Origin of the sequence: Nocardiopsis sediminis (genome assembly GCF_042650565.1) — a bacterium.
Lineage (GTDB): Bacteria > Actinomycetota > Actinomycetes > Streptosporangiales > Streptosporangiaceae > Nocardiopsis_B > Nocardiopsis_B sediminis.
In genome coordinates, this window is sequence record NZ_JBHSBH010000007.1 from 593,350 (window position 1) to 616,199 (window position 22,850).

Annotated in this window: 22 protein-coding genes; 2 read left to right on the forward strand and 20 right to left on the reverse strand. The window is 72.6% G+C overall.

Features of this window, described 5'->3' with window-relative positions:
- Positions 1 to 139: 139 nt before the first annotated feature.
- Entirely contained in the window at positions 140 to 583 is a 444-nt protein-coding gene (locus ACFOVU_RS11745) for an STAS domain-containing protein (RefSeq protein WP_378532789.1), read from the forward strand.
- Here the strand turns inward: ACFOVU_RS11745 and ACFOVU_RS11750 are convergent.
- The 17 genes from ACFOVU_RS11750 to ggt all read right to left on the reverse strand — a co-directional run bounded on the left by ACFOVU_RS11750 (position 580) and on the right by ggt (position 17,377).
- The gene (locus tag ACFOVU_RS11750; protein WP_378532790.1) at positions 580 to 1,074 is read right to left on the reverse strand and encodes a DUF523 domain-containing protein; all 495 of its coding nucleotides are present in this window, start codon (positions 1,072 to 1,074) and stop codon (positions 580 to 582) included. The genes ACFOVU_RS11745 and ACFOVU_RS11750 overlap by 4 nt on opposite strands.
- Positions 1,074 to 1,640, reverse strand: a complete 567-nt coding sequence (locus ACFOVU_RS11755; RefSeq protein ID WP_378532791.1) for a hypothetical protein — start codon at positions 1,638 to 1,640, stop codon at positions 1,074 to 1,076. Before ACFOVU_RS11755 ends, ACFOVU_RS11750 begins: the two co-directional genes overlap by 1 nt.
- A 113-nt stretch (positions 1,641 to 1,753) precedes the next feature.
- Entirely contained in the window at positions 1,754 to 3,184 is a 1,431-nt protein-coding gene (der, locus tag ACFOVU_RS11760) for a ribosome biogenesis GTPase Der (RefSeq protein WP_378532792.1), read from the reverse strand.
- A 101-nt stretch (positions 3,185 to 3,285) separates the two neighbouring features.
- Complete coding sequence (gene cmk / locus ACFOVU_RS11765) at positions 3,286 to 3,999, reverse strand: (d)CMP kinase (protein ID WP_378532793.1); 714 nt, start codon at positions 3,997 to 3,999, stop codon at positions 3,286 to 3,288.
- Between the two features lie 80 nt (positions 4,000 to 4,079).
- The gene (locus ACFOVU_RS11770; protein ID WP_378532794.1) at positions 4,080 to 5,198 is read right to left on the reverse strand and encodes a prephenate dehydrogenase; all 1,119 of its coding nucleotides are present in this window, start codon (positions 5,196 to 5,198) and stop codon (positions 4,080 to 4,082) included.
- A gap of 107 nt (positions 5,199 to 5,305) precedes the next feature.
- The gene (gene aroH / locus ACFOVU_RS11775; RefSeq protein WP_378532795.1) at positions 5,306 to 5,668 is read right to left on the reverse strand and encodes a chorismate mutase; all 363 of its coding nucleotides are present in this window, start codon (positions 5,666 to 5,668) and stop codon (positions 5,306 to 5,308) included.
- Positions 5,669 to 5,724: 56 nt separating this feature from the next.
- Positions 5,725 to 6,435, reverse strand: a complete 711-nt coding sequence (locus tag ACFOVU_RS11780) for a pseudouridine synthase (RefSeq protein ID WP_378532796.1) — start codon at positions 6,433 to 6,435, stop codon at positions 5,725 to 5,727.
- 89 nt (positions 6,436 to 6,524) lie between these two features.
- The gene (locus ACFOVU_RS11785; protein ID WP_378532797.1) at positions 6,525 to 7,559 is read right to left on the reverse strand and encodes a hypothetical protein; all 1,035 of its coding nucleotides are present in this window, start codon (positions 7,557 to 7,559) and stop codon (positions 6,525 to 6,527) included.
- Positions 7,560 to 7,600: 41 nt separating this feature from the next.
- A complete protein-coding gene (scpB, locus tag ACFOVU_RS11790) occupies positions 7,601 to 8,143 on the reverse strand; it encodes an SMC-Scp complex subunit ScpB (protein WP_378532825.1) in 543 nt (180 codons plus the stop codon).
- Positions 8,144 to 8,232: 89 nt separating this feature from the next.
- Positions 8,233 to 9,081 carry a segregation and condensation protein A gene (locus ACFOVU_RS11795; protein WP_378532798.1) on the reverse strand — a complete coding sequence of 283 codons (849 nt, stop codon included), beginning with the start codon at positions 9,079 to 9,081 and terminating at the stop codon, positions 8,233 to 8,235.
- Positions 9,082 to 9,249: 168 nt separating this feature from the next.
- A complete protein-coding gene (locus ACFOVU_RS11800; RefSeq protein WP_378532799.1) occupies positions 9,250 to 9,684 on the reverse strand; it encodes a hypothetical protein in 435 nt (144 codons plus the stop codon).
- Entirely contained in the window at positions 9,657 to 10,619 is a 963-nt protein-coding gene (locus ACFOVU_RS11805) for a ParA family protein (protein WP_378532800.1), read from the reverse strand. Before ACFOVU_RS11805 ends, ACFOVU_RS11800 begins: the two co-directional genes overlap by 28 nt.
- Positions 10,620 to 10,767: 148 nt before the next feature.
- Positions 10,768 to 11,766: a site-specific tyrosine recombinase XerD gene (locus tag ACFOVU_RS11810; protein ID WP_378532826.1), complete on the reverse strand. Its 999-nt coding sequence runs from the start codon at positions 11,764 to 11,766 to the stop codon at positions 10,768 to 10,770.
- A gap of 278 nt (positions 11,767 to 12,044) precedes the next feature.
- The gene (locus tag ACFOVU_RS11815; RefSeq protein WP_378532801.1) at positions 12,045 to 12,665 is read right to left on the reverse strand and encodes an NUDIX domain-containing protein; all 621 of its coding nucleotides are present in this window, start codon (positions 12,663 to 12,665) and stop codon (positions 12,045 to 12,047) included.
- A complete protein-coding gene (locus tag ACFOVU_RS11820; protein WP_378532802.1) occupies positions 12,665 to 14,314 on the reverse strand; it encodes a CTP synthase in 1,650 nt (549 codons plus the stop codon). Before ACFOVU_RS11820 ends, ACFOVU_RS11815 begins: the two co-directional genes overlap by 1 nt.
- A 299-nt stretch (positions 14,315 to 14,613) precedes the next feature.
- The gene (locus ACFOVU_RS11825) at positions 14,614 to 15,522 is read right to left on the reverse strand and encodes a hydroxymethylglutaryl-CoA lyase (RefSeq protein ID WP_378532803.1); all 909 of its coding nucleotides are present in this window, start codon (positions 15,520 to 15,522) and stop codon (positions 14,614 to 14,616) included.
- Between the two features lie 73 nt (positions 15,523 to 15,595).
- A complete protein-coding gene (gene ggt, locus ACFOVU_RS11830; RefSeq protein WP_378532804.1) occupies positions 15,596 to 17,377 on the reverse strand; it encodes a gamma-glutamyltransferase in 1,782 nt (593 codons plus the stop codon).
- Between the two features lie 173 nt (positions 17,378 to 17,550).
- Here ggt and ACFOVU_RS11835 point away from each other — a divergent pair, with 173 nt between their 5' ends.
- Positions 17,551 to 17,976, forward strand: coding sequence for a YybH family protein (locus ACFOVU_RS11835; RefSeq protein WP_378532805.1), 426 nt, complete (start codon positions 17,551 to 17,553; stop codon positions 17,974 to 17,976).
- Positions 17,977 to 18,146: 170 nt separating this feature from the next.
- Here ACFOVU_RS11835 and ACFOVU_RS11840 read toward each other — a convergent pair whose 3' ends face one another.
- The 3 genes from ACFOVU_RS11840 to uvrB form a co-directional block, all read right to left on the reverse strand.
- Positions 18,147 to 19,142, reverse strand: coding sequence for a GNAT family N-acetyltransferase (locus ACFOVU_RS11840; protein WP_378532806.1), 996 nt, complete (start codon positions 19,140 to 19,142; stop codon positions 18,147 to 18,149).
- A gap of 271 nt (positions 19,143 to 19,413) precedes the next feature.
- Complete coding sequence (locus ACFOVU_RS11845) at positions 19,414 to 19,824, reverse strand: VOC family protein (RefSeq protein WP_378532807.1); 411 nt, start codon at positions 19,822 to 19,824, stop codon at positions 19,414 to 19,416.
- 200 nt (positions 19,825 to 20,024) lie between these two features.
- Positions 20,025 to 22,118, reverse strand: coding sequence for an excinuclease ABC subunit UvrB (uvrB, locus tag ACFOVU_RS11850; RefSeq protein WP_378532808.1), 2,094 nt, complete (start codon positions 22,116 to 22,118; stop codon positions 20,025 to 20,027).
- Between the last annotated feature and the right edge of the window lie 732 nt (positions 22,119 to 22,850).

Sequence of the window (22,850 nt, forward strand, 5' to 3'; positions counted from 1 at the left end):
GGACCACGGCCCCGGGGGGTGCCATGATCGACCCGCACCTCCCCGCGCACCCTCCCGTTCCGGACTACCCCCCGCACGCCGCCGTGCCGCCCCCGGCGCCGCCGTGCCCTCCCCTGCCCGCCCACGATCGGAGCCCTGGATGATGACCACCACCGTGTTCGGCCCCTCCCGGCGCACGGGCGCCCCCGAGGTGGGTGTGGCCACCGTACGACGGCCCACGCACACCCTCCTGCGCCTCGACGGCGAGATCGACATCGCCACGGCTCCGGAACTGCGCACCCGCCTGCTGAAGGCGCTGCGCCCAGGGACCCCACTGGCGGTCATCGACATGGGCGGGGTGTCCTTCTGCGGGGCGGCCGGGATCGCCGTCCTGGTCGACGTCCGCCACCGGGCGATCGTCCTCGGCCTTCCCCTCCGGCTGACCGGCCTGCGGCCCCAGGTCGCGCGCATCCTGCACCTCACCGGCCTCGATCAGGGCTTCGAGATCCATCCGACCCTGCGGGCGGCGCTGACCGGCGGCACCGAACTCCGCAGGCGCGGGGCGCGCCGCATGCGCGCAGGCCACATCACGGGCGTGGCTTAAGGCTCCAGCCCGCGCAGGTGGGCGTCCGCCGCCGCGAGCTCGGCCTCGGTGAAGACCGCCACCCCGGCATCCAGCAGCAGCCGCGCCGTCACCCCCGGCCCCTCGACCGTGCCGCCGGAGAACCCGCCGTCGTAGACCCGGTGCAGCCCGCACGACGGGCTCGACTCCTTCAGCACCGCCACCCGGGCCCCGTGGGCGCGGGCGGTCGCCACCGCGGCGCGGGCTCCTGCGACGAAGGACGCTGTGACGTCGTCACCGGCCGGTGTGCGGATGGCCGCACGCCCGTCCAGGACCGCCCGGGCACCCGCCGCGGCCTCGATCTCCGCCGGGGGCCGCGGCACCGGCAGCCCGCCCGCGACCTCGGGGCAGAAGACCACGAGGCGCCGCTCGGCGCGCCACCGCGCGAGGATGTCGTCGTCCACGGTCTTGGCGCCGCCGTCGTAGCGCACCCGGCGGCCCATCAGGCAGGCGCTGACCAGGACCTTGTCCATTACACCCCGGATTCCGCCCCGGACCCGCCGGCCTCGGGCCCGGCCGCCCGGGTCCGCACATAGGCCACCAGAGCCGATACCCCGGTGATCCAGCCGGTGAGCAGCCCGCCCACCACGGCACCGCCGGGGAAGGGAGCGGGACCGACCGCAACGGCGGTGCTCTGGGACACCAACGGGTCCTCCGGTCCGAGCTGCGAGGTGAAGACGTCGTCCTCGCCCTCGTCCAGGGGCGCGTAGGCGAAGTACCCCGAGGAAGAGGAACCGGACCAGCCGAAATCCGCCCGCCCCATCTGGCCGGCGGCCACACTCCCGACCGCCTCGCCCGCGGCCGTGGCCAGCACGAACCCACCCCAGCACAGAACGAGCACGACACCACCCGCCCGGCGCGCATCCAGGCCCGGCAGCAGCAGGTGGACGGCCACCCCGAACAGGGCAACGGCGGCCACGGCGCCGATGACCTCGGCAAGCAGGACGAAACCGCCGCCGAAGAGCACTCCGGCGGCGGCGATGAGCGCCGCGGGCACCAGCGCGGCGAGGGACACGATCATGCGGCGGCGGGGGGTCATGGCGCGCACTCTACTGTTCCCCCGCACCCCACGCGACCCCGGACCCGAGCCACACGGGGCGGGGGGTCATGGCGCGAACCCTACTGCTCCCCCGCACCCCACGCACCCCGGCCTCAGCGGTTCCAGTCCGGCCGCACGCTGCCCTTGGACGCCCGCGTCGAGCCCTTCTTCTCCCGGATGCGCATGCTGAGCTTGATCGGGCTGCCCTCGAAACCGAAGTCCTCGCGCAGCCGCCGCTCGATGAAGCGCCGGTAGTTGTCCTCCAGGAACCCCGTGGTGAACAGGATGAAGTGCGGCGGGCGGGCGGAGGCCTGCGTCGCGAAGAGGATCTTCGGCTGCCGGCCGCCCCGCACCGGCGGCGGCGTCGCCGCCACCAGCTCCTTGAGCCAGGTGTTCAGCCGCCCCGTGGAGATGCGGGTGTCCCAGCTCTCCAGGCCGGTCTCGATCGCCGGGACCAGCCTGTCCATGTGCCGGCCGGTCTTGGCGGAGATGTTGACCCGCGGCGCCCACGACACCCGCGCCAGCTGCCGGTCGATCTCCTTCTCCAGGTAGTAGCGGCGCTCCTCGTCGAGCGTGTCCCACTTGTTGAACGCCAGTACCAGAGCCCGCCCGGACTCCACGACCTGCTCCACGACGCGGATGTCCTGCTCGGCCAGCGGCGCGCTGACGTCCATCAGCACCACCGCGACCTCGGCCCGCTCCAGCGCGGACGACGTCCGCACCGTGGCGTAGTAGTCGGCCCCCTGGAGGTTGCGGAACTTGCGCCGGATACCGGCGGTGTCGATGAACTTCCAGGTCCGCCCGCCCAGGTCGATCAGCTCGTCGACGGCGTCACGCGTGGTCCCGGCGACGGAGTCGACCACCACACGCTCCTCGCCGGCGACCCGGTTGAGCAGGCTCGACTTGCCGACGTTGGGCCGGCCCACCAGCGCCACCCGGCGCGGCCCGCCCTCCTCGGAGTCGGCGGCCTCGGCCGACCCGGCGGCCGGCAGCGCTTCGCGGACCGCATCGAGCAGATCGCCGGTGCCGCGCCCGTGCAGGGCGCTGATCGGGTAGGGCTCGCCCACGCCGAGGTTCCACAGCACCAGGGCATCGGCCTCCTGGAGCTCGCCGTCGACCTTGTTGGCGGCCAGCACCACGGGCCGGCGGGTCGCCCGCAGCACGCGCGTCACGGCCGCATCGGCGTCGGTGATCCCGACCGTCGCGTCCACGACGAACAGGATGACGTCGGCGGTCTGCGCGGCGTACTCCGCCTGGCGGGCCACCATCGCGGCGAGCCCGCTGACACTGGTCTCCCACCCGCCGGTGTCGACCAGGGTGAACTCCCGGTCCTGCCAGGAGGCGTCATAGGCGACCCGGTCGCGGGTCACCCCCGGTACGTCCTCCACGACCGCCTCACGGCGTCCGATGATGCGGTTGACCAGCGACGATTTACCGACGTTGGGCCGCCCGACAACGGCGACGACCGGCTTGACCGCGATGTCCCCGTCGGCCGCGCCGCCCTCTGCGGGCACGCCGACGGAGCTGTAGGTGTTGTCTTCCATGACCTCTGATCCCGGATACGGAGTCCCCACGCGCCCAGGATGCGTGCCGCGGGGACCGGTTCGTCCCGCGCCCGAGAGGGCACGGGTGTTCTGCGAAAGCGCTACAGCGCGGCGGAACCCTCGCGGGCCGCCGCCTCATCCACCAGCTTGACCACGATCGCCACGACCTCGTCGAGCGTCAGACCGGAGGTCTCCAGCTCCAGGGCGTCCTCGGTCCGGGTCAGCGGCGAGGCGGCCCGGCTGGAGTCGAGCAGGTCACGGCGGGCCAGGTCGGCCTGGGTCGCCGCGATGTCGGTGGACTGCACCTCACGGCTGCGCCGCTGGGCACGGGCCTCGGCGCTGGCGGTGAGGTAGAGCTTGACCGCCGCGTCAGGGGCGACAACGGTCGTGATGTCGCGCCCCTCGACGACGATGCCCCCCACCTCGCGCCGCGCTTCGGCGATGGTCTCGCGCTGGAGCGCGACCAGCCGCTCCCGGACCTGCGGGACGGCGCTGACCGCGCTCACATTGGCCGTGACCTCACGGGTCCGGATCTCCCGGGCGACGTCCACGCCGTCCACCCGGACGGTGGGGGCGCTGGGATCGGTGCCCATCGTGATGACCGGGCGCGATGCCGCCTCCGCGACGGCCGCCGCGTCGTCCACATCGACCTCGTGGGTGAGCATCCACCAGGTCACGGCCCGGTACATCGCCCCGGTGTCGAGGTAGCGCAGCCCGCGCTCGGTGGCGACGCCCCTGGCCGTGCTGGACTTGCCCGACCCCGAGGGACCGTCGATCGCGATGACGATTCCCTCAGCGTTGCCCTGCGCGCTCACGTGGTTCTCTCCCCCAGGGGTGGAATTCCATCTCATCTCAACGATCCAGCCTACCGCCGCCCGAACACGGCCCGGCCCGATCAGGCATGCACAGAAAACCCCCGCTCGGCCAGCGCCCGCGCCAGCGGGCCCAGCGCCCCCGGGAGCACCGACAGCTGGGCGACACCCACCGGCAGCCCCGGCGAGTGGTCGATGCGGACGTCCTCGATGTTGATCCCGGCCTCACCCGCCGCCGCGAACAGCCGCCCCAGGGCGTTGGGCTCATCGGGGATGACCACCGGCAGCACCGCGTACTCGGGCACCCGGGCCGCACCGTGCTTGCCGGGGATGCGGTCGCGGCCGCGCCGGCCCCGGGACAGCAGGCCGTGCACCGCCGGCTCCCCCGGCGTCCCCCCGCGCAGGGCGGTGGCCGCCTCGGCGAGGTCGGCGGAGATCTCCTCCAGCACCCCCGCCACCGGAGCGGGGTTATGGCGCAGGATCTCCAGCCACAGGCCCGGGTCGCCCGCGGCGATCCGGGTGACGTCGCGCACGCCCTGGCCGGCCAGCGCCAGCGCCGTCTCATCACCGCCCAGCAGCCGCGCCGCCACCGCCGACGCCGCCACATGGGGGGCATGGGAGACCAGGGCCACCGCCCGGTCGTGCGCCGCGGCCTCCAGGGTCACCGGCTCGGCGCCGCACATCCGCGCCAGCCGGGTCACCGCCGCCACCGCCAGCGGATCGGCCTTGCCCGTGGGGCACAGCGCCCACGAACGGCCGAGGAACAGATCCGACCGGGCCGCACTGGGCCCCTGCTTCTCCCGGCCGCCCATCGGGTGCCCGGGCACGAACGTGGCGAGGTCGCAGCCCAGCCGCTCCGCCTCCGCCACCACGCTCGACTTCACACTCGCGGCATCGGTGTAGACGTGCGCCGCACCCCGGTCCTGGAGGTCGCGCAGCACACCGGGGATCGCGGCCGGCGGGGCGGCGATCACGGCGACATCGGCCGGCGCCCCCGGCGCCGCCGGATCCACCGGCTCCCCCGCACCCAACTCCGCGGCCAGCCGCAGACTCCCGGGATCGGGGTCGGTGAGCCGCACCCGCACACCGTGCTCGCGCAACGCCAAGGCGATCGAGGTACCGATCAGCCCGGCACCCGCCACGATCACATCATCGACGCCCCCGCGGAGGTCCCCCGCCTCCCCTGCGCCAGACGCTGCCATGTCTCTCCTGTCGGTCCCATCGGTCATCGGGCCTGCTTCGTGCGCGGGGGGGAAACGCACCGGCGGGGTGGGGCGCCGCAGCACCCCACCCCGCCGCACTTCGGTGGTCACTGCGCGATGTCCAGGCGCAACGCCTGAGCCCCGCGCAGATAGACGTGCTGGAGCTCGGCGCGCGGACGCTCGGTCTCCACATGGGCCATGAGCCGCACCACGCGCGGCAGCGCGTGCGGCACGGCGATCTCGGTGGCGCACATGAGCGGCACGTCGGTGAAGCCCAGCTTGCGCGCCGCCAGCGCCGGGAACTCCGATGTGAGGTCCGGCGTGGCGGTGAACAGCACGCTGATCACGTCGTCGGTCACCAGCTCGTTGCGCCGCACGACCTCCGACACCAACTCCGAGGTGGCCTCCAGGATGAGATCGCGCTCGTCCGCGTCGACCTGCACCGCACCCCGGATCGCTCGTACTGCCACTGTGAGACCGTCCCTTCGGCTACTTCAGGCACCGGCCGGGCCGCCCCGGCCGGACTTCACATCCCCGCGGCAGTGTAGAGCTCGCTGACCTCACGCGAGGTCAACGCGCGCATGGTGCCCGGCTTGAGCGCGTTCAGGTCGATCGGACCGACCTGGGTGCGCGCGAGGTCCGACACCGGGTGGCCCACGGCGTCCAGCAGCCGCCGCACGATGTGCTTGCGCCCCTCGTGCAGCCGCACCTCGACCAGCGCCTTGGGGTCGACGTTGTCGACCACGCGGAAGGAGTCGACCTCGACCGGGCCGTCCTCCAGCTCGACCCCGGCCCGCACCTGGCGGATGACCTCGCGCGACACCGGGCCCGGCACCTTCGCGATGTAGGTCTTGACGACCTTGTAGCGCGGGTGCGTGAGCCGGTTGGCGAGCTCACCGTCGTTGGTGAGCAGGATCAGGCCCTCGGACTCGGTGTCGAGGCGCCCGACGTGGAACAGGCGCTCCTCGGTCTGGCCGGCGTAGTCGGACAGGGTCGGGCGGCCCTCGGGGTCGGACATGGTGCTGACCACCCCGCGGGGCTTGTTCAACGCGAAGTACAGCAGGTCCGGCGCCGTGACGACGCGCTGGTCATCGACCCGGATCTCCGACTTCTCGGGGTCGACCCGGGCGCCGAAGCGGCGCACGATCTGCCCGTCGACCGAGACCCGGCCCTCGGCGATGAGCTCCTCGCTGGCCCGCCGGCTGGCGACGCCGGCCTGCGCCAGCGCCTTCTGCAACCGGATCCCGCCGGGGACGTCGGTGTAGGAGTCGCGCTGCTCGTCCTTGCGGTCCTCGTCACGCGGGTCGTACTCGGACCGCAGCGTGTTCAGCCGCGCACGCGCCGCGGGCGACAGGTCCCGCTCGGTACGGCCACCGCCCCGGGGAACCCGGCTGTCGCGGTGGTCCCTGCCGGGCTTGCCCGAGGCCCCGGTACGGGGACGGCCCGCGGCTCCACGGGAGCCCGACCGGTCGTCCCGCCGCTGGGCACCGCGGCCGTCACGCGGTCCGGAACGCTGCCCGGACCCCGACCGGTCATCGCGCCGGTACGAGCCGCGGTCGTCCCGATCGTCGCGCCCGCCGCGGTAGGAGGGCCGGTCATCGCGGCCACCCGAACGGTACGAGCCGCGGTCACCGCGGTCATCGCGCCGGAAGGACCCGCCGCGGTCATCACGTGGGGCCGAACGCCCGGCAGGACGGTCGGAACGGTCATCGCGCCGCGGCCCACCGCGGTCATCGCGCCCGCCCGAACGGAACGAGCCACGGTCGTCCCGTCGAAAGGACCCGCCGCGGTCACCACGGTCATCACGCCGCGGCCCGCGGTCATCACGCGGACCCGAACGGAACGAACCGCGATCGCCTCGATCATCACGGCGGAAGGATCCACCACGGTCATCACGGGGGCCGGACCGCCCGGCAGGGCGGTCGGAACGGTCATCGCGACGGAACGACCCGCGGTCGTCGCGGCGGAAGGACCCGCCGCGGTCATCGCGCCCGCCCGAACGGAAGGAACCGCGGTCACCGCGGTCATCCCGCCGGAAGGAACCGCCACGGTCGTCACGGCGGAATCCGCCGCGATCGTCGCTCCGCGGCCCACCGCGGTCATCGCGCGGTCCCGAACGGAACGAACCACGGTCATCCCGCCGGAAAGATCCGCCACGGTCTCCGCGATCGTCGCGCCGGAAAGAGCTTCCACGGTCACCGCGGTCGTCACGGCCGAAAGAGCCTCCGCGGCCACCACGATCGTCCCTTCGGAAGGAACCACCGCGATCGCCGCGATCGCCACGCTCACTGCGGTCACCGCGGTCATCCCGCCGGAAATTTCCTCCGCGTTCACCGCGCGGAGCCGATCGACCGCGCTCACCGCGCCGGTCGTAGGAGTCCCGCTCACCGCGGGACCTGGGGTCATTGGGTGTGTTCACCGGTGTCGTCTAAACCTTCGATATCGTCAGGCAGGAATGGTGCCAGATCAGGGAGTTCGTCGAGGCTGCGCAGACCGAGGCGCTCCAGGAAGTAGCTCGTGGTGCGGTAGAGCAGCGCCCCCGATTCCGGGTCGTGCCCGGCTTCCTCGATAAGGCCTCTCAGTACGAGGGTACGCATAACCCCGTCACAGTTCACACCGCGGACGGCCGATACGCGTCCGCGCGAGACCGGCTGGCGGTAGGCGACGACGGCCATCGTCTCCAGCGCCGCCTGGGTCAGCCGGACCTCCGTGCCCTCCTTGAGGAAGTGCTCGACGGCGTCGGCGCACTCCGGGCGCGTGTAGATGCGCCAGCCCTCCGCGACCTGGCGAAGGTCGAAACCGCGCCCCTGGGCGGTGTATTCCGCGGACAGCTCCGCCAGGGTGGCCGCGATGGCCTGCACCGGCAGGCCGAACGCCCGCGCGAGGTCGTATTCGGCGACCGGCTGGTCGACGACCATCAGCACGGCCTCCAGGTCGCGCCGCACCTCCGCGGGGACCTTCCCGCTATCGGCGCCATCGGCGCTATCGGCGGCGCGTTCCGTGTCGGCGTCCTCCCCGACGCTCTCCCCCACACTCACATCCGTTCCTCCCGTTCTTCCTCCCCGTCGGTGCCGGGCACGTCGGCGGACCCGTCGTACTCGGAGTCGACCTCGACCTCGCCCGCGGCGCTCCCGGTCCAGGTCACGGTCAGCTCCCCCAGCGGCTCGGGCTGATCGAACCCGACGTTGGCGTCACGGTACAGCTCCAGCAGGGCCAGGAAGCGCGCCACCACCTCGAACGACCCGGTGCAGTCGGCGGTCAGCTGCGAGAACGTGAGCGTGCCGCCGGCGCGCAGGGCGGCCACCACCAGCGCGCCCTGCTCGCGCACGGACGTCTTGGTCTGGTGGATGTGGGTGACCGGGACGCTCGGCGGCTCCTTGGGCGTGAGCGCCCGCACCGCCAGCGCCGCGAACTCCTGCGGCCCCAGCTTGATGAACACATCGGGCCGCGAGTCGGCGAACCGCGGCTCCAGCGGGACGGCCCGCGGGAACCGGCGGCCCTGGGCGGCGATGCGCCCGGAGAAGACCGCGGCGACCTCCTTGTAGGCGCGGTATTGCAGCAGCCGCGCGAACAGCAGGTCGCGCGCCTCCAGCAGCGCGAGGTCGGCCTCGTCCTCGATCTCCCCCCGCGGCAGCAGCCGCGCCGCCTTCAGGTCCAGCAGCGTGGCCGCCACCAGCAGGAAGTGACTGGCCTGATCGAGATCCCAGGTGTCGCCGTGCGCCTTGATGTAGGCGATGAACTCGTCGGTGACCTTCGACAGCGACACCTCGGTGATGTCCAGCTTGTGCTTGGAGATCAGCCCGAGCAGCAGGTCGAAAGGGCCCTCGAAGTTGTCCAGGTGCACCTGGAAGCCGCCGTCGGCGGGCTCGTCTCCGGTGCTCATGCGGCACAGGCCGGGATGGATGCGGTCATGTTCCCAGGGTGGCACCGGAATCCGGCCGCCACGGTGATCTCACGGATCGCGCCGGCCGGGGCCGGGCCGGATCCTTCGGTGTCCTACGGTGTTCTGCGTTCTTCAGGTTCTTCGACGTTCTTCAGTGTGCCGCGTTGTTCAGTTCGATTCGTTGATGAGCCGCTGCACCAGCATGCTCGATTCGCCGTGCTCCTCGAAGTCGGCCAGCAGCACCGCCACGGCCTCGCGGACGATGCGGCCGCGGTCCGCGGTGAGCCCGTGCTCGGCGCGCAGCGTGAGCCGGGTCTGCTCCAAGGCGAGCAGCTCGGCGGCGGAGATGTACACCGTGATCTTCTCGTCGTGGCGCTGCCGGCCGCTGGGCTGCGGTGCGCGCTGCCGCTTCGCGCGCGGACGGCGCGGTGCGGGCGGCGTGACGGGAGCGGTGTGCACCGCCGACGCGTCGTGCAGGTGCGCGGGCGCGGAAGGCGCCGGCGAGGTCGAAGGCGCGGGCTCGGGCGGCACCGGCGCGGACGGGCGGAAGAACAGCTCGTCGGCCCCCGGCAGGGTCACACGTCGGGACCGCTGATCGGCCACCTGGCCAGCACCTCCCTCGCGAGATCCCGATAGGCGCCGGCGCCCGCCGACGACGAGTCGAACCGGGTGATGGGCTCCCCCGCCACGGTGGCGTCGGGGAAGCGGACGGTCCGGTTGATGACGGTGCCGTAGACCTTGTCGCCGAACCCGTCGATGATGGTCGCCAGCACCTCGCGTGCGTGCAGCGTGCGCGGGTCGTACATGGTGCCGAGGAAGCCGTCGATGACCAGGCGCTCGTTCAGCCGCTCCTGGACCTTCTGGATGGTGTCCATGAGCAGCGCCACCCCGCGCAGCGCGAAGAACTCGCACTCCAGCGGCACGATGACCCCGTGCGCCGCGGTGAGCGCGTTCACGGTGAGCAGGCCCAGCGAGGGCTGGCAGTCGATGAGGACGACGTCGTAGTCGTCGATCACCGGGCGCAGGGCGCGCCCCAGCATGTGCTCGCGGGCGACCTCGCCCACCAGCTGGACCTCGGCCGCCGACAGGTCGATGTTGCTCGGGATCAGGTCCAGGCCGTCGATGTCGGTCTTGAGCAGCACGTCCTCGACCCCGACGTCGCGCTGCATCAGCAGGTTGTAGACGGTGAGGTCCAGCTCGCGCGGGTCGAGCCGCCCCAGCCCCACCGAAAGGGCGCCCTGCGGGTCGAAGTCGACCAGCAGCACGCGCCGCCCGTACTCCGCTATGGCCGCGCCGAGGTTGATCGTCGTGGTGGTCTTGCCGACTCCACCTTTCTGATTACACAGTGCTACGATGCGTGCCGGGCCGTGGCCGTCCAACGGCTCGGGCTCCGGGAATGTCGGTTTCGGTCTGTTCGCTTGCAGTGCCGCCCCCGTGCTGCGCGTTTCCCCCCACGGGTTGCTCGCCGAGCGTTCCGGCGTGTCCGGGTCGATGGGACCGGCGCCCGTGTCCGCACCGTCGTATTCCGACCAGCTCACAACCCTTGACCTCCCTACGGACCGGCGTTCGCCGGGCGATTCAGGCCCCCCGGTTGACCGGCCGTCGGAAAAACTCAATATGTCGACAGCGACAAACCGTCGTGCCGTGACTCTAGAACGTCGGCACGGGGTGATTCAACGCGACACTCTACGGGGTGGCCGACCACCCTACCGGGGTCCGGGCGGCACGGGGGTGGCTGGCCGCGTACACCTCGCGCAAGCGGTCGACCGTGACCAGTGTGTAGACCTGCGTGGTGGTCACCGACGCGTGTCCCAGCAGCTCTTGGACCACGCGCACGTCGGCGCCCCCGTCGAGCAGGTGGGTGGCGAAGGAGTGCCGGAGGGTGTGCGGCGAGACGTCGGTGAGGCCGGCCCGCTCGGCCGCCGCCCGGAGCACGGCCCACGCCCCTTGGCGGGTGAGGCGGCCGCCGCGCGCGTTCAGGAACAGCGCGGGGACCCCGCGCCCCGCCGCCGCCAGCTCGGGCCGGGCGCGGACCAGGTAGGCGTCGAGGGCGCCGCGGGCGAACCGCCCGATCGGCACCAGCCGCTCCTTGCCGCCCTTCCCGCGGAACCGCACCACGTTGATGTCCGGGCGTGCCCGGTCGTCGTCGCCGGAGGCGGCGGCGTCGGCCAGCCGGGTGACGTCGTCGACGTCAAGCCCCACCGCCTCGGAGATCCGCGCCCCCGTGCCGTACAGCAGCTCCAGCAGGGCGCGGTCCCGCAGCGCCCGCGGGTCGCCGCCGCCGGTGGCGTCCAGCAGCGACTCGATGGCCTGCAAGGACACCGCCTTGGGCAGGCGGCGCGGCGGCGAGGGCGGGCGCACCTCGCGCGCCGGGTCGTGGGCGGTGATGCCCTCGCGCTGGGCGAAGCGGTGCAGCCCGCGCACGGCGGAGACCGCGCGCCCGGCGGAGTTGCCGCCCAATGGCGGATGGGTGTCGTCGCCCTCGCGCAGCCGCCGCAGGAACTCGGTGACGTCGGCCTCGCCGACCCCGTCCAGCGAGGACAGCCCGCGCTCGCCCAGGAATTCCAGGTAGCGGCGCAGGTCGCGGCGGTAGGAGGTGAGGGTGTTGTCGGCGAGCCCGCGTTCGACGGTGAGGTGGTCCAGGTAGCCGCGCACCGCGGACAGCAGCTCGGCGCCGGGCTCCATGCCGCGCGGGTCGTCCTGTTCGGCTGCCGTCACGCTCACCTGACTTCCCCCCTGGGCGGGCATCCCCCGATTTCCGGGGAGATCGGGGAGATGATGCCATAGGGGAGGTCCTGTCCGCCCTTGCGACACCGCGATCCGCCGGTACCGATCAATACAACTACAGCCATGATCTGTACAACGTAGGACACGTGTGTTCGAACAACGGGCGCGAGAACCGCCGTCCGCGGGCGCACACGGACGCCGCCCGGCCGTGCCGGGCGGCGCCGGACGCGCGGGAGTCAGTCCTCGGCGGGCGCCAGTGAGGCGAACCCGGTGCGGGCCGCGGTGGCGGCGGCGAGGATCCCGACGACGGTCGCACCGTTGTGCAGCCGGTCGCCGAGCACGGCGTCGACCGCGTCGTCCAGCGGCAGCCACGCCGCCTCCATGTCGGCCTCCTCGTGCACGCGGACGAAGTCGATCTCGGCTTCGGGCACAGCGGTCAGGCCGCGGGCGAGGTACACCGAGATCCGCTCGCTGGAGAACCCCGGCGACGGGAAGAAGTCGACGAGCCGGTGCCAGCGCTCGGCACGGTACCCCGCCTCCTCCACCAGCTCGCGCTGCGCGGTGCGCAGCGGCGGCTCGCCGGCTTCGTCGCGCAGCCCCGCGGGCAGCTCCCACAGCCGGTGGCCGACCGCGTGCCGGTACTGCGACAGCAGCAGCACCCGGCCGTCGTCGTCCAGCGCCAGGGCCGCGACCGCCCCCGGGTGCTCCAGGCGCTCGCGCGCCACGACCTCGCGGCCCTGCGCGCCGGGCACGGCCAGCCAGTCGACCCGTGTGGCGGTCTTGGCGCCGGTGTACGGCTCGGCGCTCTTGACGACCTCCCAGGACTCCGGGCGGTCGGCGACGCGTGCGTCGCCCATCAGGCGCGCCCCTCGGCGGTGGCGCGCTCCCGAGCGGCCGAGACGAGCCCGGCGAACAGCGGGTGCGCCCGGGTGGGGCGGGAACGCAGCTCGGGGTGGGCCTGGGTGGCGATGAAGAACGGGTGCTGCTCGCGGGGCAGCTCCACGTACTCGACGAGCCGGCCGTCGGGCGAGAGGCCGGAGAACACCATCCCGCCGTCCTCCAGCTGCCCGCGGTAGGCGTTGTTCACCTCGAACCGGTGCCGGTGGCGCTCGGAGACCTCGGACTCGCCGTACACCTCGCGCGCGAGCGAACCCTCGGCCAGCTCGGCGGCGTACAGGCCCAGCCGCATGGTGCCGCCCATGTCGCGCTCGCCGGCGATGACCTCGGTCTGGTCGGCCATGGTCGCGATGACCTGGTCCTTGGCCTTGTCGTCGAACTCGGCGCTGTTGGCACCCGGCAGGCCGACCACATTGCGGGCGTACTCGATGACCATGCACTGGAGGCCCAGGCAGATGCCCAGCAGCGGGATCCGGTTCTCGCGCGCGTAGCGGATGGCGCCGAGCTTGCCCTCGATGCCGCGCACCCCGAACCCGCCGGGGATCAGCACACCGTCGACGCCGCCCAGCTCGCGCTGGGCGCCCTCGTCGGTGGCGCAGCCGTCGCTGGCCACCCAGCGGATGTTGACCCGGGTGCTGTCGGCGAAGCCGCCCGCGCGCAGCGCCTCGGTGACCGACAGGTAGGCGTCGGGCAGGTCGATGTACTTGCCGACCAGGGCGATCGTGACCTCGTGGTCGGGCTGGTGCACCCGGCGCAGCAGGTCGTCCCACTCGGTCCAGTCGACGTCGCGGAACGCGAGCCCGAGCCGGCGCACGACATAGGCGTCCAGGCCCTCGCGGTGCAGCACCTTGGGGATGTCGTAGATCGAGGGGGCGTCGGGGGTCGAGACGACACCGCCCTCGTCGACGTCGCACATCAGGCTGATCTTGCTCTTCAGGCTCTGCGGGATGGGCCGGTCCGAACGGCAGACGATCGCGTCGGGCTGGATGCCGATGCTGCGCAGCGCGGCCACGGAGTGCTGGGTGGGCTTGGTCTTCAGCTCGCCCGAGGGGCCGAGGAAGGGCAGCAGCGAAACGTGCAGGAAGAAACAGTTCTCGCGGCCGATCTCGTGCCGTATCTGGCGGACCGCCTCGAGGAACGGCTGCGACTCGATGTCGCCGACGGTGCCGCCGATCTCGGTGATGACGATGTCGACGTCGGCGGCCTCCATGGCGAAGATCCGCGACTTGATCTCGTTGGTGATGTGCGGGATGACCTGCACGGTGTCGCCGAGGTAGGCGCCCTGGCGCTCCTTGGCGATGACGCTGGAGTAGACCTGGCCGGTGGTGACGTTGGCCGACGCCGACAGCTCGGTGTCGAGGAAGCGCTCGTAGTGGCCGATGTCGAGGTCGGTCTCGGCGCCGTCGTCGGTGACGAACACCTCACCGTGCTGGAACGGGTTCATCGTTCCGGGGTCGACGTTGAGGTAGGGGTCGAGCTTCTGCATGGTGACCCGAAGCCCGCGCGACTTCAGCAGCCGTCCGAGGCTGGAGGCGGTCAGGCCCTTCCCGAGACTGGAGGCGACTCCGCCGGTGACGAAAAGGTGTTTGGTGCTCGCGGCGGATGCCAAAGTGGTGCTCCCGTGGTCGAATGGCGACGGTTCGCCCTTTGCGAGGACGGCCGTGCGGTGTCCGGATCGGGCCGGGCTCCGGGCCCTGCAACACCCTCGGACTCCACGGGCCACCAGGATAACAGGGCCGGACACCCACGCTGGTCTCCGCCCCGGCACGTCCAGGATCGCACGGCGTGCCCAGGCGGACGAGCGCGGGAGCGGTCCCCGGGTCCAGACCCCGCCTCTGTCGCGGGAGCACCGCACGGCGTGCCCAGGCGGACGAGGCCGGGAGCGGTCCCCGGCTCCCCGTCCCGCGGTCAGCCCCCTGCGCCGCTCCACGCGAACCCCGCGCGGCCCAGCAGAGCGGGGGGCTCCTTGCCGAGCAGGGTGCCCAGCCACTCCCCTGTGCGCGCCAGCCCCGCACCGTCCAGCCCCGTGGACACCCCGCTGCGCTCCAGCAGGTACACGAGGTCCTCGGTGGCGATGTTGCCGGTCGCCCCGGGCGCGAACGGGCAGCCGCCGAACCCGCCGACGCTGGCGTCCAGCACCGTCACCCCGTGCTCGTAGGCGGCCAGGGCGTTGGCGTAGCCGGTATTGCGGGTGTTGTGGAAGTGGCAGCGCAGAGGCGCCCCGCGCGCCACCTTGCGCACCCGCTCCACCAGGTCGGCCACCTGGCGGGGCACGCCCACGCCGATGGTGTCGGCGATGGCGATCTCGACCGCGCCCGCCTCGGCCGCCCGCTGCGCGATGGCGGCCACCCGCTCGGGCGGGGTCTCGCCGTCGAACGGGCAGCCGAACGCGGTGGAGACGGTGGCGCTCACCGGCATCCCCGCGGCGGCGGCCGCCCGCGCGATGTCCTCGAAGGCCGCCAGCATCTCCTCGACCGTGCAGCCCTGGTTGCGCCGGCAGAACCCGTCGGTGGCCGGGATGGCGACGTTGACCTCGTCCACCCCGGCCGCCAGGGCCCGGTCCAGCCCTCGCCGGTTGAGCACCAGCCCGATGTAGGAGACGCCGCCGCCTCGGGGGACGCCCGCCATGACCTCCTCGGCGCCGGCCATTTGCGGCACCCGGCGCGGATCGACGAAGCTGACCGCCTCGACCCGCCGCACCCCGGCCGCCACCGCGCGCGCGATCAGCTCCAGCTTCCGGTCGACCGGCAGCGGCGTGTCCTCGTTCTGGAGGCCGTCGCGGGGCCCGACTTCGACGATCTCCACGTGTCCGTCCATTCCGCCAGCCTAACGAGAGGGGACATGCGCGGGCAGAGCGCATGGCGCCCGCCGCCGCACCGGCCGGGCGGCCCTACCGGCGACCCGGATGCAGCACCGCCGCGTGCCCGCCGCCGCGCCGGTCGGGCTCGGCGACCGCCTGGATCCGGCCGCGGTCCAGCACCTCCAGGCCCACCGCGGCGCCGATCTCGGGGACCTCGGCGAACGCGTGCCCCATCTCCGTCAGCTCCGCCTCGGCCGGGGTGCCCAGGAAGGCCGGCTCGGCATCGGTCGCGGCACCGTTGCGCTGGGAGACCCGCGGCTCGGCCATGGCCTCGGGCAGCGTGAGCCCGCGGTCCACCCGGTCGACCAGCAGTTGCAGCACCGTGGTGATGATGGTCGCCCCACCGGGAGAGCCCACCGCGAGGTAGGGCTCGCCGTCGCGCAGGACGATGGTCGGCGCCATGCTGGACCGGGGGCGCTTGTTCGGCGCCGGCAGGTTGGCCGCTCCGGCGCCGGACTCCGCGACCTCGAACTCGAAGTCGGTCAGCTCGTTGTTGAGCAGGAACCCGCGCCCCGGGACGGTGATGCCGCTGCCGCCCGTCTGCTCGATGGACATCGTGTAGGACACCACGCCGCCCCACCGGTCCGCGGTCACCAGATGGGTGGTCGAGGGCCCCTCCTGCCCGGCCCCGGCCGGCGGCCCCGCGGCCGCGCAGCCGTCGCCGCCCGCCACGTCACCGGGCGCCGCCGGCGACTCGCCGGCCTTGTCCAGGTCGATGTGGCAGGCGCGCTGGGCCGCGAAGTCGTCCGAGAGCAGGGTGTCCAGCGGGACGTCCGCATACGCGGGGTCGCCGACGTAGGCGTTGCGGTCGGCGAAGGCGAGCCGGGCGGCCTCCAGCATCACGTGCCGCGTCCCGGTGTCGCCGAGCTCCTCGGGGTCATAGCGCTCGATGATGTTCAGCGCCTCCCCCACCGTGGACCCGCCCGACGACGACGGCGCCATGCCGTACACGTCCAGGCCCCGGAAGTCCGAGTGCGCGGGGTCGCGCTCCTCCACCGTGTAGCCCGCGACGTCGTCGGCCGTCAGCAGGCCGGGCCGGACGACGCGGTCGGTGCCGGGGGCCACCGGCGGCTCGGCGGCCGTGGCGGCGATGTCGGCGCCGATCTCCCCGGCGAGCACGTCCGCACCCTCCGCCGCGAAGGCGCGGTAGGTGTCGGCGAGGTCGGGGTTGCGGAAGACCGTGCCCGGCTCGGGCGGGGCGCCGCCGGGCAGGAACAGGTCGGCGGTGTCGGGGAAGTCGGCGAACCGGTCGGCGTTCTGCTCGGTCTGGCTGCGGAACGTCTCGTCGACGGTGAACCCGTCCTCGGCCAGTTCGATCGCCGGGCGCATCACCCGGTTCAGCGGGGTCCGCCCCCACTCCTCAATGGCACGCTCCCACGTGGCCGGCGCCCCGGGCGCCCCCACCGACAGCCCGGAGGTGACGGCCTCGGCGAAGGGGATCGGCTCGCCGTCTTCCAGGAAGGCGTCCTCCTGCATCGCCGCGGGGGCCGTCTCACGGCCGTCCAGGGTGTACACGCGATCGTCGGCGGGGCTGTAGTAGAGGAAGTAGCCGCCGCCCCCGAACCCGCCGGAGTAGGGCTCGGTGACGCCCAGGGCCGCCGCCGCGGCCACAGCCGCGTCCACCGCGTTTCCGCCACGCCGCAGGACCTCCAGCCCCGCCTCGGTCGCCGCAGGGTCCACCGTGGCCACCGCGCCGCCCCGGCCCACCGCCACCGGATCGCGATCGGCCTGCGCCGCCGCCGGCACTGCCCCCGTCCCCACAAGGACGGCCGCCCCCAGCACCGCCCCGATCCGGATGGTCACTCTGCTCACGTGGACCGCCCCTTCGCGTCGCCGACTGCGACCGTAACCCGCGCACGGCCGGAAGACCAGAGATCTCCGCATGGGTGCCGTTTTGCCCACATCGGCCCGGTCTCCCTTGATCCCGCTTTGCCCGCACCGGGCTACCCTCGCGCCGCACGCACCCAGGGAGCAAGGGAGCAGCCGTGACCGACCCCAGACCCGTCACCCAGTGGCCCGGCGGCGACCCGGCCAAGGACGCGGCCCGCGTCGCCGAGGTCATCGCCGAACGCGAGGACGCCTTCAACCGGGGCGACGCCGACCTGTTCGACCGTCGGTTCACCGCCGACGTGGTGGTGGTCAACGCGGCCGGGCGGCGCTTCGAGGGGTGGGCGGAGATCCACGCCTACCACGCCGCGCGGCTCGGCAGCCGGCCGCCCGGCGTCCATACCCGCCTCACCGTCCTGGCCAGCGCGTTCCCCGGCCCCGGGACCGCCGTGGTGCACACCTCCCAGCTGCTGACGACACCCGACGGCGAGCGGACGACCCTGGGCACCTGGACCATGGCCGAACGCGACGGCGAGTGGTGGATCTGCTCGCTCCAGCAGACAGCGGTGGCCCCGCAGGGCTGAGCCCGCGGCGGTCAGCGGTACGTCCGGGTCCGGCTTGAGCTCGCAGGGGGCACTGCGGCCCCCGCGGGGCTGAGCCCGCGGCGGTCAGCGGTACGTCCGGGTCCGGCTTGAGCTCGCAGGGGGCACTGCGGCCCCCGCGAGGCTGAGCCCGCCGGTAACGGGTCAGCGGGTCAGCGCAGGGCGAGGGCCGGGCGGATCTCCCAGGTGGTCCACAAGGGGCGGTAGCCCATGCGGTGCCAGAAGGGGCCGGAGAGCGGATTCATGACCGCGTAGTTGAGCAGGGTCGCCGCGACGCCGTGGGTGTCGAGCGCCTGGTGGGCGCTGCTGATCAGGGCGGTGCCGATCCCGTGGCCGCGCTCGTCGGCCGTCACGACGGCGTAGCCGATGTGCGCGGCCGGGGCAGCGCTGGTGAGCGGCGCCGCCCACCTGGCCCGTTCGGGCGGGGAGACCCAGATCAGGCCGACCGTGCGCCCGCGGCGCTCGGCGAGCCAGATCCACGACGGCGAGCGCGCCAGGGAGCGCGCGACCACGCGGCGGGTCTGGTCGGCGGTCTCGGGCTGCACGAACACGCCGCCGAAGTGCTCCTCGAAGCGGTGCTCCTCCATCAGCAGCGCCACGACGTGGGGCAGGTCCTCGGGGTCGGCGAGCCGTATGGTGACGTCGCGCGGCGGCAGCGACGGCGGGACGCCGCGGCGCTGCTGGCGGACGGCGAGCACGCTGTGCGGGAGCAGGCCGTGGCGTTGCAGCGGAAGGACGCCGATGATGTCGCGCGCCGGCCAGGTGAGCTGCGCCGCCGACTCCGAACCGGTACCACTGGGCAGTTCGCCGAGCTGGTCGCGCCAGCTGGTGAGCAGCGAGTCGAGCGCGCGCCCGGGCTCGGGGCCGCCCACGATGGGGGTCAGCCAGTGCTGGTCGGGGACGCCCCAGGTGCGGCCGACCTCGCCGGGCTGGTACCAGGAGTAGCGCATGGTGCCGGTGGCGACCGGGCGGCCGACCTCATCACTGACCGTCAGCAGCGGGTAGGCGCCGGGGCGGGGGTGCGAGGGGGTCGGCAGCAGCGGATCGACGGCGCGCCACCGGTGGGCCGCCGACCGCACCAGAAGCTCGAATTCCGCGGGGCCACCTGGCAGGTCGTCGTGCCGGACCCGGACGACATATCCGCCCATCCAACCTCCCAGGCCGCGCGTGATGGCTAATGCACCCGCTCGCGACTCGGTGGCGCGGCTCGGCCAGAGTCGGCGGGGGTCACGTGCCGTGGCGTCTCGAACACATGGAGCGTACCGCTTACGCCACGGTTTGCCCGGCTCGTGGGACACCTTTCCTGTTGTGATTTAACACAGTGCAATTTCACCAGAGCAATGCCGGGATCGCACCAACCGTAGCCGATTCGGTAGCGTGCTGTGCCCTCGGGGCATCCTTACCGAGGGTCATCGAGGGTCATTGCAGGCAGAACTCATTGCCCTCGGGATCGAGCATCACCACGGCGTAGCCGAGGGGCTCATCGACCTCGCGCACGTGGGTCGCGCCGAGCCGCAGCGCACGCTGGACGTGCTCGGCGACACGGACCCGGCGCTCGTCGCGCGCCAGGCCGGCCGCGACGTTGACGTCGAGGTGCACCCGGTTCTTCTCGGTCTTGGGCTCGGGCACCTTCTGCAAGAACAGGCGCGGTCCCGCACCATCGGGGTCGCTCACCGCGAAAGCGCTGTCACGCCGCTCCGGTGGAACCCCGAAGGCGTCCAGCGCGGCGTCCCAGGTGTCGAACCCCTCGGGCGGCGGATCGGGCCGGTAGCCCAGCAACTCCGCCCAGAAGCGCCCCAGCGCCTCTGGGTCCCGTGCATCGAACGTCACCTGGAATCCATAGGCCACGGTGGTCCTCCTCGGGCCCCCTCATTCGCGTGGATTCGAACCTATATTCGACCGGGGATCCACGCAATCAGGCCACGCCGATGGGACCCGCCCAGTCTCACGCGCTCAGCGGTCTCACGGAGCTCACGGCGCTCACGGGTCTCATCGGCGATGCATCGGGGCCGGCATCGGGGCTTCGGCGATCAGCTCACGCCCGCGGCGTCCATGCCGCGCAGTTCCCGCTTCAGCTCCTTGATCTCGTCGCGCAGTCGCGCGGCGAGCTCGAACTGGAGGTCCGTGGCCGCCTGGTGCATCTGCTTGCCCAGCTGGTCGATCAGGTCGGCCAGCTCGGCCCGCGGCATCTGGGCGATGTCCTTGGCCCGCTCCCCCGTGGACGACAGGGACGGCACGGGCGCCTTGGCGACCCGGTAGCCCGACCCGATCAGCTCCTCGGTGTCGACGTCCTCTCGCGCCAGCGAGTCGAGGATGTCGGCGATCTTCTTCCGCAGCGGCTGCGGGTCGATGCCGTGCTCCTCGTTGTAGGCCAGCTGCTTGGTCCGGCGCCGGTCCGTTTCGTCGAGCGCGTTGCGCATCGAGTCGGTGATGGTGTCGGCGTACATGTGCACCTCGCCGGCGACGTTGCGCGCGGCGCGGCCGATCGTCTGGATGAGCGCCGACGAGGACCGCAGGAAGCCCTCCTTGTCGGCGTCGAGGATCGCAACCAGCGACACCTCGGGGAGGTCCAGGCCCTCGCGCAGCAGGTTGATGCCCACGAGGACGTCGTACTCGCCCGCCCGCAGCTCGCGCAGCAGCTCCACCCGCCGCAGGGTGTCGACCTCGCTGTGCAGGTACCGCACGCGGATGTCCAGCTCGGCGAAGTAGTCCGTCAGGTCCTCGGCCATCTTCTTGGTCAGCGTGGTGACCAGCACCCGCTCCCGGCGCTCGGCCCGCAGCCGGATCTCGTGCACGAGGTCGTCGATCTGGCCGTCGGTGGGCTTGACCACGACCTTGGGGTCGACCAGGCCGGTGGGCCGGATGACCTGCTCCACGACGTCGCCGCCGCTCTGCCGCAGCTCATAGGGGCCGGGGGTCGCGGACAAGTACACGGTCTGCCCGATCCGCCCCAAGAACTCCTCCCACTTCAGCGGCCGGTTGTCGAGCGCCGACGGCAGCCGGAACCCGTGGTCGACCAGCGTGCGCTTGCGCGAGGCGTCGCCCTCGTACATCCCGCCGATCTGCGGGACGGTCACGTGCGACTCGTCGACCACCAGCAGGAAGTCCTCGGGGAAGTAGTCGAGCAGCGTGTTGGGGGCGCTGCCGGGCTCGCGGTCGTCGAAGTGCCGCGAGTAGTTCTCGATCCCGGAGCAGGACCCGACCTGGCGCAGCATCTCGAGGTCGTAGGTCGTGCGCATCCGCAGCCGCTGGGCCTCCAGCAGCTTGCCCTGGGCCTCCAGCTCCGGAAGCCGCTCGCCGAGTTCGGCCTCGATCCCGTTGACGGCGCGCTCCATGCGCTCGGGGCCCGCCACATAGTGCGAGGCGGGGAAGATGAACATCTCCTCGTCCTCGCCCAGCACCTCGCCGGTGAGCGGGTGCAGGGTCATCAGCCGCTCGATCTCGTCGCCGAACATCTCGATGCGGATGGCGAGTTCCTCGTAGACCGGGATGATCTCGATGGTGTCGCCGCGCACCCGGAAGGTCCCCCGCGTGAACGCGACGTCGTTGCGCGTGTACTGCATCCCGACCAGCTTGCGCAGCAGGTCGTCGCGGTCGACCTCCATGCCCGTGCGCAGCACCGCCATGCGGTCGACGTACTCCTGCGGCGTGCCCAGGCCGTAGATGCACGACACCGACGCCACCACGATGGTGTCGCGCCGGGTGAGCAGCGAGTTGGTCGCCGAGTGCCGCAACCGCTCGACCTCGTCGTTGATCGAGGAGTCCTTCTCGATGTAGGTGTCGGTCTGCGGGACGTAGGCCTCGGGCTGGTAGTAGTCGTAGTAGGAGACGAAGTATTCGACCGCGTTGTTCGGCAGCATCTCCCGCAGCTCATTGGCGAACTGCGCCGCCAGCGTCTTGTTGGGCTGCATCACGAGGGTGGGCCGCTGTACCTGCTCGACCATCCACGCCACGGTCGCGGTCTTGCCGGTGCCGGTGGCACCCAGCAGCACGGTGTCGCGGTCTCCCGCCTGGATCCGCCGGCTCAGCTCGGCGATCGCCCCCGGCTGGTCCCCCGCAGGCGACATCTCCGAGACCACCTCGAACGGCGCCATCTTGCGCTGGATTTCCGTCACCGGCCGCACGTCGCGTCAACCCCCGTAGCTTGCACCTGGTATGCCATGGAACCTGCGTCCCCAGTCGGCCTTCTCACTCTACGACCGGACACCGACAACGCCACGATCCCGCCGGACATTCCCGCCCAGGGGCCACCTCTTGACCCTGCGCCCGTCCTTTCTGACCTGGGACTCCTTCTGCACTTGGGGGGTGGGGGCGTGGGGTTGGCGGGCGAGGGCAAGGGGTTGGCGGGTGGGGTCGGTGGTGAGGGCGGAGGAATTTGATGAGGCCATGAGCGGATCCCTTTGGTGGTCGGGTGGTCGGGTGGTCGGGTTCAGACAGGCGGCGACGGTAGCGGGGGGCGGGGCCGGGCTCGGATCCCCTGGGTGATGCCGGGTCGGGGTTCAAGCGGGCAGCGACGGTGAGGGGGGCCGGGGTGGCGGGGAGGGTTCGTGTGGTCGCGGGGCTGGGGTTACGGCGGGCAGCGACGGCCGGCGGTGGGGAGGGTTTGCGGTCGGGTCCCGGGTTTCCTGTGGTGGGGCCCCGGTCCAGGGCGGCCTCTCTCCGTTCCCGGAGTGGGGCCGCCCCGGGCGATGGATTCGCCTTCGGCTCGGTTCCTGGTGTCCCGGCTTCCTCGGGATCTCCGGGGGGCTCTTCCCTTCCCCCCCTGGCTCCCCGGTCCCTCCTTCCCGGCTTCCGGTGGTCATTGGCTGGGGTAGGGGTCGCGGGTGGTGGTGTGGGTGCGGTTGTGGGGGGTGCGC